The organism is Paralysiella testudinis, from assembly GCF_016894345.1.
GTDB lineage: Bacteria > Pseudomonadota > Gammaproteobacteria > Burkholderiales > Neisseriaceae > Paralysiella > Paralysiella testudinis.
On sequence record NZ_CP069798.1, the window covers coordinates 2,754,948 to 2,769,864 of the forward strand.

Below are 14,917 nucleotides of genomic sequence, written 5' to 3' on the forward strand. Positions count from 1 at the left end.
TATTACGCGGCAGCAAAATTTATACAGCATAATATGCCAATCAATTAAACAGATGGCTGCGACACCGCCTGCTTACCACCGCTACACTGCTAAACCTCAAAGGTAATTGATAATGATTCACTTATGGAAACAACGCATTCCCACATTTTTATTGATGGCAGTTTCATTGGCCGCATGCTCTACAGAACCGGCCAACACTGCCCAGACTACTGCAGCAAGTCAAGAAACAAGCAGCGACTTACCTGCCGACGCCCCCACTTATCTGGTTGCCACTGATGCATCCAATGCACCCTACGAACTCCGAGATGAACAAGGCAAAGTTACCGGCTTTGATATTGACTTGATTAACGCCATTGCCGAACAGCAAGGCTTTAAAGTTCAAGTGATTGCACAATCGTGGACCGGCATCTTCGACAGCCTTGATAATGGCACCCGCCATATCGTAGTGGCACCCATCACCATCACAGAAGAACGTAAAAAATTGGTGGATTTTACCGATCCCTACATCTACCCTACCCGTAGCGCCTTTATGCTGCCTGAACGTGCACAAGAACTGGGCGTAAAGAGCTTTGATGATTTGAAAAATGTCACCATCGCCATGAAAGACAAAACCACCAACCTGACTTCATTACAAGAAATGTTTGGTAAAGATCACGACAAGTTTATGCCCGTGGCCACCCAATACTTGGCTTTTAAAGATATGGCCGGCGGTAAAGTTGACGTAGGGTTTGGCGATACCATTGTGATGCGCTACCACTCCAAATTTTTCCCCAATCAAAAATTTATCCAAATTGAGCAGCCACTGAAAGAAAAAATTGAAGCCGGCTATGCGGTGAAAAAGGGTAATGACGAATTACGCAACAAACTGAATGCGGGCTTAAAAGCCGTGCGTGAAAACGGTACCTATCAAAAAATTGCCGAAAAATGGTTTGATGCCGAATCCGCTGCACGCGTTTCACAACAATAACAACCATTTTTAATTTCCCTGCAGCCAATATGATTAGGATTTGTTCACAATTCATCAAAGAGTAATACCAATTCTACAAATTCTACAAAATCACCTAACTGCGTTGGCTCGCCTTTCCGTACTACTTGTGTGTATGCGGCTCAGCTTTTGTAGAAGTTGGTATAAGGTTTTGAGCTAAAGTGTGTTTGCAAACTGCAACGATGAAATGCGAACAAATCTTAGAAAGCCGTAACCCGATAAAATCGGATTACGGCTTTTTGCCATTAGCAACAACCATTTTTCGAACACCTAAAGCAGTGTGGATTTAATACTACCAATGAATAAATAATATATGTTTTTAAAAGAAAAATAAATTCTATAAATAAAATTATAATAATTGCTATTTTTACTTTTTTATTAATTCCTCCCATAAGAAGCTTTTTGGATCAAAATCAGGAATTATTTTTTTAATCTTGTTACCAATATAAAATAATAACCATCCACAAAATGCACCTATACATATAGATATAAATGATTGAACTATAAAGATATTCCAAGAAGGAATATCAAGACCAAATCCAGCATCTAATGGCGCAGTATCTGCATACCGAACAATTGGTTCAATTAAAGAATATATAATACCCAATATACAACCAATAATAATGGATATTTTTTTCATAATCTTATTATTCACTTAAAATCTCTTTAGGATAATAATTTTGACTTTCATCTCTATACTCTAACAAAATCCTTAAATCTTTCTTCTTTTCAAAAGATAATTTAATAATCTTATCGGCTACTTTTTTCCAATCAGAATTACTTGTTTTATCATCATAATCATCATCACCTGATGCTTTTTTTGCTAATTCTGGGTTTGTATAAATATCATCATCTGGTATAAATCCAAAACATCCATATGATCCACCGACATGATCGTATCCCTTTACTTCATATGTTCCCCAAATATGGGTCATAACATCTAAAGATGTAAAAATCAAATCATGAGACCTATTTCTCCTCTACAAGACTTTAATTTTTATGAAATATTATGGTGTAGGTGAAAAAAATATGCCGTGGGAACAAGAAAGAATCAATAAGGTAAAAACAATTCTCGGAGATAAATGAAGGTGCATATAAATACTGCTTTTTTGCGTTGCTTTATGTAAATAATGATTTTTTGCCTAAAATTTAAGCAGTACATTTCCCCTGTGATTTAAGGAACCACAAAATAAACCCGTATCTTGCAAAATAGGCCGAATCTGGTATCCATCCGCTCAAGCGGTTTATCAATAGGTAAGATATTTGGTGGCGTCCTGAAAAGTATGCTGCCTATATTTTAGGCAAAAAATAAGACTATTATTTACATAAGCGAAACAGAAAAACCCCTGTTTATCTATAGTTTCTTATTTCCCTGCACCATGACTTTTACCTTGCTGGATTTTGCTTTTTCAGCAGCATACTTTTCAGGACGCCACCAGATATTTTACTTTTTTTGCATAAAATGAAATATGCAGATTGACTTGATATCAAAACTCCCCCAATAGCAATTCAATATTCGAAAGACAATCTCGCCAAACAAAATACCCAAATAGCCGTAAAATCGCCCAACCCATCTGCGGGAAAGGTGTTTTTATTTTTTCCCTGATTTGATTTTGGCTTCATATCCAATACGGCGTACAATGTGGCCTTCTTTTTTGCACTGCAAAATAATCATTTTAGCAAGGATAAGGGTGTGATACGGGCACTGTGTATTGTGTTTGGCTGCTTGGCCATAGGCCAAGCGATTGTTTATCTGAGCGGGGTTAAATTTCCGGCCAGCATTTTCGGCATGGGGGTGTTGTTTGCCCTACTGCAACTGGGCTGGGTGAAGCTGGCATGGATGCAGAAAATCACCGATGTGCTGATGCAGAACCTGAGCCTGTTTCTGGTGCCGCCTTGTGTGGCGGTGATGGATCATCTGCAATTGGTGCGCGATGATTTTTGGTCTATTTTTACCGCCACCGTGGTGAGCACCTTGCTGGTGCTGTTGGTTACCGGCAAAAGCCATGAGCTGATTCGGCGGTGGTTATGAGTTTGGCCGCCAGCCCTGCGCTGATTTTATTTCTGATTGTGGCGGTGTATTGGCTCACCAGCCACATCCGCCAACGCACCGGCAGCTTTTGGTGCAATCCGGTGTTTTTAAGCACAGCGGTACTGATTGGCTATTTATACGCTACCGACACGCCTTATCCGCAATTTCACGCCGCCGCCCAATTTATCGACTTCTGGCTGCAACCCGCCGTGGTATGTTTGGCGGTGCCTTTGTATGTGCAATGGCAAAAAATCCGCAAACAATGGCTGCCAATTCTGTTGTCGCAGCTGTTGGGCAGCCTAGTCGGCATTGTGTCCGCCGTGCTGATTGCCCATTGGATGGGTGCTGAGCGGGCGGTAACCTTGTCGTTGGCGGCCAAATCGGTTACCAACCCGATTGCGCTGGAAATCACCCACAGCATTGGCGGCATCCCTGCCATCACCGCCGCCACCGTGATTATGGCGGGCATGTTGGGGCAAATGCTGGGCTTTCGTGCACTGCAAGCCGGACGCATCCGCAATCCCAGCTCGCGCGGTATGTCGATGGGCTCGGCCTCACACGCCATGGGCATTAGCGCGGCATTGGAGCAAAGCCAAAAGCTGGCGGCTTATGCCAGCCTAGGGCTTATCTTCAATGGCGTGCTAACGGCCTTTTTGGTGCCGGTGGTATTGCCGTTAATGGGCTTTTAATCTTGTGCATGAAAACCACACCCGTGGCCAGCTCGAGTTAATTCCGATTAAAAACACTTGAGTTGTACCAACTCGCCCCTATAATGCCCTGCACAGGCTGCCTGAAAAGCACTTGTGATTAATTTTAAGCATAAAAAGGAAACAACATGACGCGCAAAACCCAAGGTCTGGCCTTGTTGGCCGTGGCCACTGCCGGTTTGCTGTGGGCAGGCTTGGCCGCTGCCAAAACCATCAACGTGGCCGATCACAATACCCCTTACAACAACGATGACATCCAAAAACTGGCGGCCACTGCCGTGGGCATGGGTGTCAAAGAGCCGGTGAAACTAAACTTGCAAGGTGGCAACCTTAATGTATCCGGCAGCACCGCCACCACCTGCGTGATTAAAGTGGGCAGCGGCGATACCCCGAAAATCGGCGGCATCAGCTGCAAATAAATCGATTTACAGCCAATAAAAAAGCAGACAAACCACATCGGTTTGTCTGCTTTTCTTTTTGGGATTCGCTATAGTGGAATGCAGAATAAAGTGATACAAGGCAGCGAGCCGCAGACAGTACAGTAGTACGGCAAGGCAAGCTAACGCCGTAGCACTTTGTTATGCATTTTACTATATCAGGCTGCCTGAATTCAGCCGCCCACCACCACCAGCTTCTGATTCACAAATTCCTTAATCCCCAAATCAGCCAGCTCACGACCAAAGCCGGAGCGTTTTACGCCGCCAAAGGGCAATTCGGCCACCGAATCGCCACCTTGGTTGATAAACACCATGCCGGTTTCGATGCGCGAAGCCAGTTGTTTGGCGCGCTCCACATTGCCGGAAAAAATGGTGCCGCCCAAGCCGTAATTGGAATCGTTGGCCAAAGCCACCACCGCATCGTCGTCGGCCACCACATACAGCTGTGCCACCGGGCCGAAAAACTCTTCAAAATAGGCCGGATTGCTGCGCTCAATATTGCCCAGCAATGTGGGCGGGAAAAACTGCCCTTGCTCCGGCACCGCCGCGCCGCCGCACAGCACTTTAGCGCCATTGGCCACCGCTTGATCCAATTGGGTTTGCAAATCATTTTTGGCGCGTTGTGACGACATCGGCGCCAGCGTGGTGGCATCGTCCAGCGGATCACCCATTTGGGCTGCCTGAAAGCGCTCAATCACCACGCGGGTGAATTCATCGGCCACAGCAGCCTGCACAATATAGCGCTTGGCGGCGGTACAAACCTGCCCGGCATTGTATAAGCGGGCACCGGCTGCGGTTTTGGCGGCACGCACCACATCGGCATCGTCCAGCACCACAAACACATCGTTGCCGCCCAACTCCATGGTGGCTTTTTTCAATTTGGCACCGGCTTGCCCGGCCACAATGCTGCCGGCTTTTTCCGAGCCGGTAAGCGCCACGCCTTGCACGCGGTCATCGGCAATGATATTGGCAACCTGTTCAGGTGTGATAAACAGGTTGCGGTAGGTGCCTGCCGGTGCGCCGGCATCCGCAATGGCTTTTTCCATCGCCAATGCGCATTGCGGCACATTGCTGGCGTGTTTCACCACCATGGGGTTGCCTGCGGCGATGGCCGGTGCCACCACACGGATTAATTGATACAAGGGGAAATTCCACGGCTCCACCGCCAAAATAATGCCCACCGGGTGATGCTCTACCCAGGCTTCGCCCAGCACATCCGGATAGGGTACCGGTGCCAGAAAACGGGCGGCGTTGTCGGCATAATATTGGGCAATGTCGATGCACGATTGCACTTCGCTGCGACTTTCGCCAATCAATTTACCCATTTCAATGCTGATGATGCGTGCTAACTCTTCCTTGCGCGCGTTCATTACCTCGGCCAGCATGGCCAAAATTTTCAGGCGTGCCGACATATTGGCGGGGCTGGCCCAATCAGATTTATACAAGGCATGTCCTGCGGCCAATGCGGCTTCCACATCGGCATCGCTGTGGGCGGTGAAGGTTTGCACCACTTCATTGGTGTAGGGGTTAACGGTTTGGTAAGCCATGCTTGCTCCTTAGCGGGTTGATGTGGGCGATTGTAGGGGGAATAGGCGGTTTTGACCATGCCGATACGCTTTGCACTGCAACATGCAAAGCATTGTTATGATTCCGGATGCACATCCGATTTCAAACTTTGAGCACGGTCTTGCTCGAATTCGCCCCACATGGCATTTAAAATGGCCAGCAAGACGGCAAAGCCCAAACCCAACACCCAGGCAAAATACCACATAGTAATATCCTTAATGATTGGTTTCAGGCAGCCTTGATTTGATTTGTTAGTGGATTAAATTGAAACCAATAATGTATTGACTCGCTTTGTCTTAATTTCAATTAAACTCACCATAACAACAGGCTGCCTGAAAACCTTGATATGCATTAATACGCACTGTGTTCGTTTTCACGCACATATTCTTTGGTTACCTTGCCGCGCATAATGCGAAACGCCCAGCCGGTATAGCTCACTACAATCGGCAGCAAAATACCGGTAACCACCAGCATCACCACCAAGGTGAAATGGCTAGACGAAGCATCCCACACCGTCAGGCTCATGCTAGGCTGGCTACTGGAGGGCAAAATCACCGGAAACATCGATACCGCCATGGTGCCGATAATGCCCAGCACGCCCAACGCCGACGCCACAAAAGCCAGCAAGGTTTTGCCAACGCGTGCCAACAGCCAAGCCAGCAGAATGCCGGCAAAGCCCAGCAACGGCACCAATAGGGTTAAAGGCGCGCGCTGGTAGTTCAGCATCCAGGCACCCGTTTGCATGGCCACCGTTTTGTGCAAAGGATCGGCCACACCGTTGGGATCGATGTTGCTGGTAATCACATAGCCTTCCATACCGCTGGCCACCCACACCCCGGCGGCGGCAAACGCAAGCAAAGCAATCAGCCCGCTGTAAATCAGGCTGCGGCGCGCGCGCTGATAAATCACGCCTTCGGTGCGGTGCATCAAATACACGCCGCCGTGGAACACCAGCATGGCGGCCGAAACCACGCCGCACAACAGCGCAAACGGGTTGAGCAAGCCCCAAAACGAGCCGGTGTAAAACGGCCGCAAGGTATCGTCGAAATGAAACGGCACACCCAGCAAAATATTGCCCATGGCCACGCCAAACAGCAATGCGGGCACAAACGAACCCACAAACAACAACCAATCCCAAGTGGTGCGCCAAGTTTGATTGTGAATCAGGCTGCGGTATTTAAAACCCACCGGGCGGAAAAACATCGCCCACAACACCAGCAGTAAAGCCCAGTAAAAACCAGAAAACGCGGTGGCATATACCTGCGGCCAAGCGGCAAAAATCAGCCCAGCACCGGTAATCAGCCAGGTTTGGTTGCCTTCCCAGTGGGCGCCGATGCTGTTGATAATGACACGCCGCTCTTCATCAGTGCGTCCCACAAACGGCAACAGGCTGCCAATACCCATATCGTGGCCATCCATAATGGCAAAGCCAACCAATAATACCCCAATCAACAGCCACCAAATTACTTTTAAGGTTGCATAATCCAGTATTTCCATCTCGTTCTCCCTTACTCGTGCTTGGCCGGTTCGTTGGCATAACGCCCGGTGCCCAAGCTGCCGGGGCCTTGGCGGATAAAGCGCTGCATCAAGTACACTTCCACCACAATCAGCGTAAGGTAAAACGCCGTAAAGCCGCTGAGCGAACCAATCAATGACGCGCGACTGAGTGAAGAAGCCGACAAGGCCGTGGGCAGAACACCATATACCGTCCACGGCTGGCGACCGTATTCGGCCACAAACCAGCCGCATTCAATTGCAATCCACGGCAGCGGCAAAGAGAAAAACACCAGTTTGAGCAGCCACGGTTTTTGCGCAAAAGTGCCTTTAATGGAGTGCCAAAAAGCCAAACCAAACACCAGCAACATGGCAAAGCCGCAAGCCACCATAATGCGGAATGCCCAAAACATCGGCGTTACCCGCGGCACCGATTCGCGCGCCGCTTTGGCAATATCGGCCTCGGTGGCGCGGGCAATATCCGGCACATTGGCTTTGAGCAACAGGCCAAAGCCCAAATCGGCTTCATGTTGTTTCAAGGTGGCCAGTGCCGCGGTGTCGTGACGGTTTTGCCGCAACGCTTCCAGCGCCAACACCGCCTCTTTGCCCGACACAATACGCTGTTTGTTGGCCGCCACAATCTCGCGGATGCCCGGAATTTGCGTGTCCAACGAGCGGGTGCCGATAATGCCCATCACATAAGGAATATGAATGGCAAAATCGTTTTTCATTTCCGCTTCATTGGGAATGGCAATCAGATTAAACGAGGCCGGCGCTGGTTCGGTTTCCCACATCGCTTCCATTGCCGCAATTTTGGTTTGCTGGGCATGGCCGATGGAATAGCCGGATTCGTCACCCAATACCAATGTCGACAAAATCGCCGCCATGCCGAAACCGGCGCCGATGCGAAAGCTTTTTTTGGCAAAATCAACATCGCGTTTTTTGAGTAGATACCAAGCCGAAATCGACATCACAAACATCGACCCGCACACATAACCGGCCGATACGGTGTGCACAAATTTATTTTGGGCTTCCGGGTTAAAAAATACCTCGGCAAAGCTGGTCATTTCCATGCGCATGGTTTCGTAGTTGAATACCGCGCCCACCGGATTTTGCATCCAGCCGTTGGCCACCAGAATCCATAAGGCCGACAGGCTGGTGCCCAGCGCCATAAACAGCGTCACCAACAAATGCTGGCGGCGGCTCATGCGATCCCAGCCAAAAAAGAACAGCCCCACCAGCGTGGCTTCCAAGAAAAACGCCATTAAGCCTTCAATCGCCAGCGGCGCGCCGAAAATATCGCCCACATAATGCGAGTAATACGCCCAGTTGGTGCCAAACTGAAATTCCATGGTGATGCCGGTGGTGACCCCCAGCGCAAAATTGATGCCAAAGAGCTTGCCCCAGAATTTGGTCATGTCTTTGTAGATTTGCCGGCCGGTCATCACATACACCGACTCCATAATCACCAAAATCCACGACAACCCCAAGGTTAACGGTACAAACAAAAAGTGGTACAGCGCCGTCATGGCAAACTGTAAACGCGATAATTCCACCAAATCCATAATATCAAGCTCCCGATTGAAGGGACTAATGCCAAACCACGGCAGCCAAAACAGCAGCAGCACAAGGTTTGACCTATATCAAATTCTTTGGCCAGTATACACCTCGTTTTGCTTCACTTACCAGCAGGGAAATGCCACAACGCCAAGGAAATGAATAGTAAATTTACCAATAACCCATTGTTTAAAATAACATAAATAAATCAATATATGAATATAAAAATGAAATGCGGCAAATGGTCGCAATTATGAAATTCAGGACAAATAAATCTTTTTACCCTTCTATTATTTATTGAAGCTATTGGTTTGAAAAACCACTACAGGCTGCCTGAAAACCCACCAAGCAAACTAAACGGGTGCAAGCACGCACGCCGCATTTGCACCGGCTTGATTCAATCGCATTATCTACTCAAACACATCACGCTTTTTTGGCGGCTGTTTTTTTGGTGGGCACTTTCAGACCCAGCCATTCCATGCGGCCATCATCATCGGTTTCTTTTACCGTGAGCTCGAATTCGCCGATAAAGATGCGGTCGCCCTCCACCGGCATGCCTTCGAAACGGGCTTTAAACAAATGACGCAAACTCAAATTTCGTTCTTCTGCCGACAAAACCAGCCCGTAGGCATCGGCCAAATCACCGGCCAGCGCATCCGGCGGCAGCACAAATTCGCCAAAGAAGTGCTGGCTGGTGCGGGTGGCATTGCCGGTTTGATAAAACTGCTCGGCCAGTTTTTCCACATATTCAGGGGTGGCGAAATACCAAGCAATATCACCCACCTGCAAACGGGTTTCCGGCGTGAGCGGCTCGGGGGTACGTTGGCGCATCAGCGCAAAACAGCGCACCGCCACCGCATCCAAGCCCGTAGCCACCGCATCCGGATGCCGCCCTTCGGCATCTGATTCCGCCTGCACTTCATAAGACGAAAATTGCAGGCTGGCTTCTTCGTCTAGCCAGATTTCGCGCTCTTCTTTCGGCTCCGGCTGCGGCGGCAGGCTCACCTTGAGCAGCCGCGCCATGGCCGGAATACTGGCACCTTGCACCAGCAAAGACACAATCACCACCGCAAACGCCACGTCAAACAACAGCCGCGAATCGTTCACACCCATCATCCATGGCATCATCGCCAGCGTAATCGGCACCGCACCGCGCAAGCCCACCCAGCTGATGTAGGCCACTTCACGCTTTTGGTAGCGAAACCAATACAGGCTGGAATACACCGCCAGCGGGCGGGCCACCAACATCAAAAACACCACAATCGCCAAGGCATGCCAGCCGTTTTCAAACAAACGCGACGGCGTTACCAGCAAGCCCAACACCACGAACATACTGGCCTGAGCCAGCCAAGCCAAGCCATCCATCACCCGCAGCACATGCTCGGTGGCGTGGCTGCGCTGGTTGCCGATAAAAATACCGGTGATGTACACCGCCAAAAAGCCGCTGCCACCCACCAAATTGGTAAAGGCAAACATCAAAATACCGCCCGACAAAATCAGCAGCGCATACAGCCCTTCGGCCAAATGCAGCCGCTGCATCAGCTTGGCCAAAATTTTGCCGCCAATCACCCCGGCCAACAAACCCAAGCCCATTTGCTGCACCAGCATGCCCAAAAACGACAACACCCCGGCATCGGCCGGGTTCATAATGATGGCGATAAACGCGGTCACCAAGAAAATCGCCATTGGGTCGTTGGCGCCGGACTCCACTTCCAGCGTGGCCAACACCCGCTGGTTCAGGCGCACACCGCTGTTGCGCAGCAACGAAAACACCGCCGCCGCATCGGTAGAGCCCACAATCGCCGCCATCAGCAAGCCCAACCGCCAATCCACCCCCAACACCCAAGTCACAAACAAGCCCAAGGGCAGCACCGTGGCCACCACGCCCCACGTGGCCAGCACCGCCGACGGCCGCCACGACAGGCGCAAGGTCTGCCACTGCGTGCGCAAGCCGCCATCAAGCAAAATCACCGCCAGCGCCAACTGCCCCACCATAAAAGCGCCGCCCAGGCTGTCAAAACGCAAACCACCAATACCCTCTTCGCCGGCCAACATGCCCACGCCCAAAAACACCAACAGCAAGGGAAATCCCAAGCGGGCAGACACACGGGTGGCCATCACACTGACAAACAGCAGCAAGCCGCCAATCAGAAACAAGGCATTGATGCCTTCAAGCATAAACTGGTCCTTAAAAAATAAATGGTGGCGGGCAATATAGAAAACAGCACCAACAGTGCCATCGTGGGCATAGGCTGCCTGAAACTTTATTGCTGCGCAGTTAAAACACAGTGACGGCGCAGCTAAAATCCATTAATGGCTTGATTTTAACCGATAGCCGGTGCATGTAAAGGCCATAAGGGCAATCTGCTGCTATTTTTTCCGTTCATGCCCATTGCACAGAAACCGTGACTTTTACTTAATAACTGAAGTTACGCACCCACTTGCTAAGGCTGCCTGAAACGAAAAATCCTTGTTGCCGAATTTAATTCGGCAATCCATTGGCACACAAAGTAAAACGAAGCGGATTATTTTAAAAAGTGCTGTGTTTTATATGCGTTCTTATCGTTTTACTTTGCGCTTTATGCCCGCGCGGCCACCTACTTTCTTTGCTTCGCCAAAGAAAGTAGGCACAAAGAAAGGCGACCCCGGTTGCAGGTTTGGCCACGCCAAACTTCCCTCACTGCACATGCTTTTGGCGGCGCTCGCGAGTCGCTGCGCTCCGGACCGCCCTTATCCCCGCCAAAAACATGTTCCGTTCGGCTTACGCCTTGCGGGGAGGGCTGCACGGATTTTTCGTTTCAGGCAGCCTGAACAAAATAGTGTGTAAATGGCTGTTGTGCTTTATACGAGTGCTTAACTTCAGTTAATAAGTGCGCAACGGCAGCCCATCCAACATAAAAGGCTGCCTGAAATGTTTTACATTTCAGGCAGCCTTTAGCAAACAAAAACCAAAAATCAAGCCAACAATTTAGCCGTTTAATGCCAACAACAAGCCGTTCATGCGTTTAACAAATGCCGCCGGGTTTTCCAGCTTGCCGCCTTCGGCCAGCAGCGCTTGTTCATACACCAATTCGGCCAAGTCGTTGCGCTGCGCTTCGTTGGCTTCGGCGGCGATTTTTTGAATCAGCAAATGCTCGGGGTTGATTTCCAGCGTGGGCTTGCTGTGCGGGATTTGTTCGCCCGCACCGGCGGCTTCGAGCATGCGCAGCATGTGCTGGCTCATGTCGTGCTCGCCCACCACCAGGCACGCCGGGCTTTCGGTGAGGCGGGTGGTGGCGCGCACGGCGGCCACTTTGTCGCCCAGCGCGGCTTGGATGGCGGCGGCCACGTCTTTGCTGGCTTCTTCCACTTTGGCCTGCTCGGCCTTTTCGGCTTCGTCGGCCATGCCACCCAAATCCAGCGCGCCTTTGGCCACGCTGGCCAGTGCTTTGCCGTCGAATTCAAACAGGCTGCCCACCACCCATTCGTCTACGCGGTCGGTGAGCAGCAGCACTTCCACGCCTTTTTTGGCAAATACTTCCAAGTGCGGGCTGTTTTTGGCGGCGGCGTAGCTGTCGGCGGTGATGTAGTAAATCTTTTCCTGCCCGGCTTTCATGCGGCCGATGTAGTCGGCTAGGGTGACGTTTTGCACGTCATTGTCGTTGTGGGTGCTGGCAAAGCGGCACAGGGCGGCGATTTTGTCTTTATTGGCCATGTCTTCGCCCACGCCTTCTTTAAGGGCATTGCCAAACACATTCCAAAATTCGGTGTATTTTTCCGGCTGGTTTTTCTGCAAGTCTTCCAGCAAGGCCAACACTTTTTTCACGCTGCCTGAACGAATGGCATCTAAGTCGCGGCTTTCCTGCAAGATTTCGCGCGACACGTTCAGCGGCAAGTCGCTGCTGTCGATCACGCCGCGCACCCAGCGCAGATACAGCGGCATCAGTTTTTTGGCGTCGTCCATAATAAACACGCGTTTTACATACAGCTTAACGCCGTGTTTGGGGTCGCGCTCGTAGAGGTCGTAGGGCGCACGTTTGGGAATATAGAGCAGGCCGGTGTAGTCTTGGCGGCCTTCCACTTTGAAATGCGTCCATGCCAGCGTGTCTTCAAAATCGTGGGCCACGTGTTTGTAGAACTCTTGGTATTGCGCCTCGCTGATGTCGTTTTTCGGCAGCGTCCACAAGGCTTGGGCGCGGTTGACCACTTCCAGCTCTTCCGAAGGCTTGGGATTGCCTTCGTCGTCGTATTCGGGGGCTTTTTTCATCAAAATGGGCACCGAAATATGGTCGCTATAAGTGGTAACGATGCGGCGCAATGTCCAGTCCGACAGCAAATCGGCTTGGTCGTCTTTTAAATGCAGTATCACATCGGTGCCGCGCGTGGCTTTATCCATCGGCTCCACGGTGAATTCGCCGTCACCCGCCGACACCCAACGCACGCCTTGGCTTTCAGGCAGCCCCGCGCGGCGGCTTTCTACGGTCACTTTGTCGGCCACGATAAAGGCGGAGTAAAAACCCACGCCGAATTGGCCGATTAAATGGGCGTCTTTTTGCGCATCGCCGGTGAGCTGCTCAAAAAATGCTTTGGTGCCCGACTTGGCAATGGTGCCCAAATGTTCGATCACTTCGGCTTCGCTCATGCCGATGCCGTTGTCGGACACGGTGATGGTTTTGGCTTCTGCGTTGGCGGTAACGGTGATTTTCAGCTCGCCGTCATCATCCAGCAGCGCGTTGTTGTTCAGCGCTTCAAAGCGCAGTTTGTCGCAGGCGTCGGCGGCATTGGAAATCAGCTCGCGCAAAAAAATCTCTTTGTTGGAATACAAAGAGTGGATCATCAGCTGCAATAATTGTTTCACTTCGGTTTGAAAAGCATGGGTTTGTTTCATGTTGTTCTCTGCGTTACATAAGGTTGTTGATTGGATGGCGTAGAAGATAGGGGCTGATGCGGCGGTTTCAAGGCTGCCTGAAACGGTTTTGATGGCGTGGCTATTTCTTTCAGGCAGCCTTGGCCGCACCTTTGCTACAATAGCCCTTTTGCCCAACCCCCAACATCATGACCACCCACCACCGCCTGCCCGACACCCGCCCTTACCCGACCGATCCGGTTAAAAACGAATTGCTGCTGCACGCCGGCCACATCGCCGCCAACAGCAGCAAAGCGCAAACGCAGTTGGCACGCGAGTCGCTGCACCACGCCATTGCCACCATGTTGCAGCAAAACCATTTTTTGGGTTTGTCGGTGGCCTTATCCATGGCCGCCGATGCGCCTACTTACAGCGCTTTATGGCAAAGCTTGGCCGAGGTGTTGAATGCCCGCGGCGAGGCCGAAATCCAGTGGCTGGCGCTGCCGGTGGTGGTGGTGGCCGGTGCCAAACAAGCCGCGGCCTTGCCAGGCAATGTGCCGGTGGACGACATCAATAAAGTATTGGCGTCCACACCGTTGGGGCAGGCCTTAAACGGCATTACATGGCTGCCTCAACTTTACAACGCCGCCGATCTGGCTGCGATTAAGGCCGATGCTTGGTTTGCCGCCAAGCAAAATGCCGTAGCGGCTGCGGCCTTTGCCGCCGAACAACCCGGCAACGCCACATTGCCCGTGCCCGCAGACCAAAGCGTGCAGGTGTTTTACGCACTGGCTTTTGGCGGCCACGGCCTTCAGGCAGCCTTAAACCAGCCTTTGGCAGAAGCCGCATTGCCGCTGATGCAGGTGTGGCAACAGCATTTCGCCACGCCGGGCGTAACCCTGTTTGCCAATCCGCTGCCGCCGTTGGCGCCGCTGGCGGCATTGCGCGAAGGCAGCGCCTTGCGTTTGCGTATGGCGGGCGATGTGTTTGCCACCAATGCCATCCGCGCCGTGCGCTTGCAAAGCCCGCGCGTGGGCGTGGTGATGGCGGCACAAGCAGGCGGGCGTTTGCTGTTTGGCTTTAACGCCACCGACAGCGTATTTGAAATCGCGCCGCAAGTGTTCACTTGGCCGCTGTCGCCCGGCGACAATATCGACATCATCGCGCAGCAGTTTATCGACTTATTGGCCGAATGCCAGGTGGAAAACATCCGCCTGCTGCACGAGCCGATTGCCGAAAGCGCCGAGCTGCCCGGCTACGCCCAAGCCATCACTCTGCCCGGCCATAATCCTTTGTTTGTGCAAAGCCATTGAG

13 protein-coding genes are annotated in these 14,917 nt (G+C 51.1%); 5 read left to right on the forward strand and 8 right to left on the reverse strand.

The window, feature by feature from the left end:
- The first annotated feature begins 112 nt into the window (after nucleotides 1–112).
- Entirely contained in the window at nucleotides 113–967 is an 855-nt protein-coding gene (locus JQU52_RS13930; protein ID WP_230339053.1) for a transporter substrate-binding domain-containing protein, read from the forward strand.
- Nucleotides 968–1,352: 385 nt separating this feature from the next.
- Here JQU52_RS13930 and JQU52_RS13935 read toward each other — a convergent pair whose 3' ends face one another.
- Nucleotides 1,353–1,640, reverse strand: coding sequence for a hypothetical protein (locus tag JQU52_RS13935; protein ID WP_230339054.1), 288 nt, complete (start codon nucleotides 1,638–1,640; stop codon nucleotides 1,353–1,355).
- Entirely contained in the window at nucleotides 1,633–1,920 is a 288-nt protein-coding gene (locus tag JQU52_RS13940) for a hypothetical protein (protein ID WP_230339055.1), read from the reverse strand. Before JQU52_RS13940 ends, JQU52_RS13935 begins: the two co-directional genes overlap by 8 nt.
- 758 nt (nucleotides 1,921–2,678) lie before the next feature.
- Here JQU52_RS13940 and JQU52_RS13945 point away from each other — a divergent pair.
- The 3 genes from JQU52_RS13945 (at nucleotide 2,679) to JQU52_RS13955 (ending at nucleotide 4,143) form a co-directional block, all read left to right on the forward strand.
- Nucleotides 2,679–3,017, forward strand: a complete 339-nt coding sequence (locus JQU52_RS13945) for a CidA/LrgA family protein (protein ID WP_230339056.1) — start codon at nucleotides 2,679–2,681, stop codon at nucleotides 3,015–3,017.
- A complete protein-coding gene (locus JQU52_RS13950; protein ID WP_230339057.1) occupies nucleotides 3,014–3,706 on the forward strand; it encodes an LrgB family protein in 693 nt (230 codons plus the stop codon). The genes JQU52_RS13945 and JQU52_RS13950 overlap by 4 nt, the downstream gene beginning before the upstream one ends.
- Nucleotides 3,707–3,852: 146 nt before the next feature.
- Nucleotides 3,853–4,143 (forward strand): hypothetical protein, encoded by a 291-nt coding sequence (locus tag JQU52_RS13955; protein ID WP_230339058.1) that lies wholly within the window; start codon nucleotides 3,853–3,855, stop codon nucleotides 4,141–4,143.
- A gap of 191 nt (nucleotides 4,144–4,334) precedes the next feature.
- Here JQU52_RS13955 and JQU52_RS13960 read toward each other — a convergent pair whose 3' ends face one another.
- From JQU52_RS13960 to htpG, 6 genes are all read right to left on the reverse strand, one after another.
- On the reverse strand, nucleotides 4,335–5,708 hold the full coding sequence (locus JQU52_RS13960) for an NAD-dependent succinate-semialdehyde dehydrogenase (RefSeq protein WP_230339059.1): 1,374 nt from the start codon (nucleotides 5,706–5,708) through the stop codon (nucleotides 4,335–4,337).
- Nucleotides 5,709–5,803: 95 nt separating this feature from the next.
- Nucleotides 5,804–5,932, reverse strand: a complete 129-nt coding sequence (gene cydX, locus JQU52_RS13965; RefSeq protein WP_230339060.1) for a cytochrome bd-I oxidase subunit CydX — start codon at nucleotides 5,930–5,932, stop codon at nucleotides 5,804–5,806.
- A gap of 146 nt (nucleotides 5,933–6,078) precedes the next feature.
- Nucleotides 6,079–7,224 carry a cytochrome d ubiquinol oxidase subunit II gene (cydB, locus tag JQU52_RS13970; protein WP_230339061.1) on the reverse strand — a complete coding sequence of 382 codons (1,146 nt, stop codon included), beginning with the start codon at nucleotides 7,222–7,224 and terminating at the stop codon, nucleotides 6,079–6,081.
- Nucleotides 7,225–7,235: 11 nt separating this feature from the next.
- Entirely contained in the window at nucleotides 7,236–8,849 is a 1,614-nt protein-coding gene (locus tag JQU52_RS13975) for a cytochrome ubiquinol oxidase subunit I (protein ID WP_230339062.1), read from the reverse strand.
- A gap of 352 nt (nucleotides 8,850–9,201) precedes the next feature.
- Nucleotides 9,202–10,956, reverse strand: coding sequence for a potassium/proton antiporter (locus tag JQU52_RS13980; RefSeq protein WP_230339063.1), 1,755 nt, complete (start codon nucleotides 10,954–10,956; stop codon nucleotides 9,202–9,204).
- A gap of 790 nt (nucleotides 10,957–11,746) precedes the next feature.
- On the reverse strand, nucleotides 11,747–13,645 hold the full coding sequence (htpG, locus tag JQU52_RS13985; RefSeq protein WP_230339064.1) for a molecular chaperone HtpG: 1,899 nt from the start codon (nucleotides 13,643–13,645) through the stop codon (nucleotides 11,747–11,749).
- Between the two features lie 167 nt (nucleotides 13,646–13,812).
- Here htpG and JQU52_RS13990 point away from each other — a divergent pair, with 167 nt between their 5' ends.
- The gene (locus JQU52_RS13990; protein WP_230339065.1) at nucleotides 13,813–14,916 is read left to right on the forward strand and encodes a conjugal transfer protein; all 1,104 of its coding nucleotides are present in this window, start codon (nucleotides 13,813–13,815) and stop codon (nucleotides 14,914–14,916) included.
- The last annotated feature ends 1 nt before the right edge of the window (nucleotide 14,917 follow it).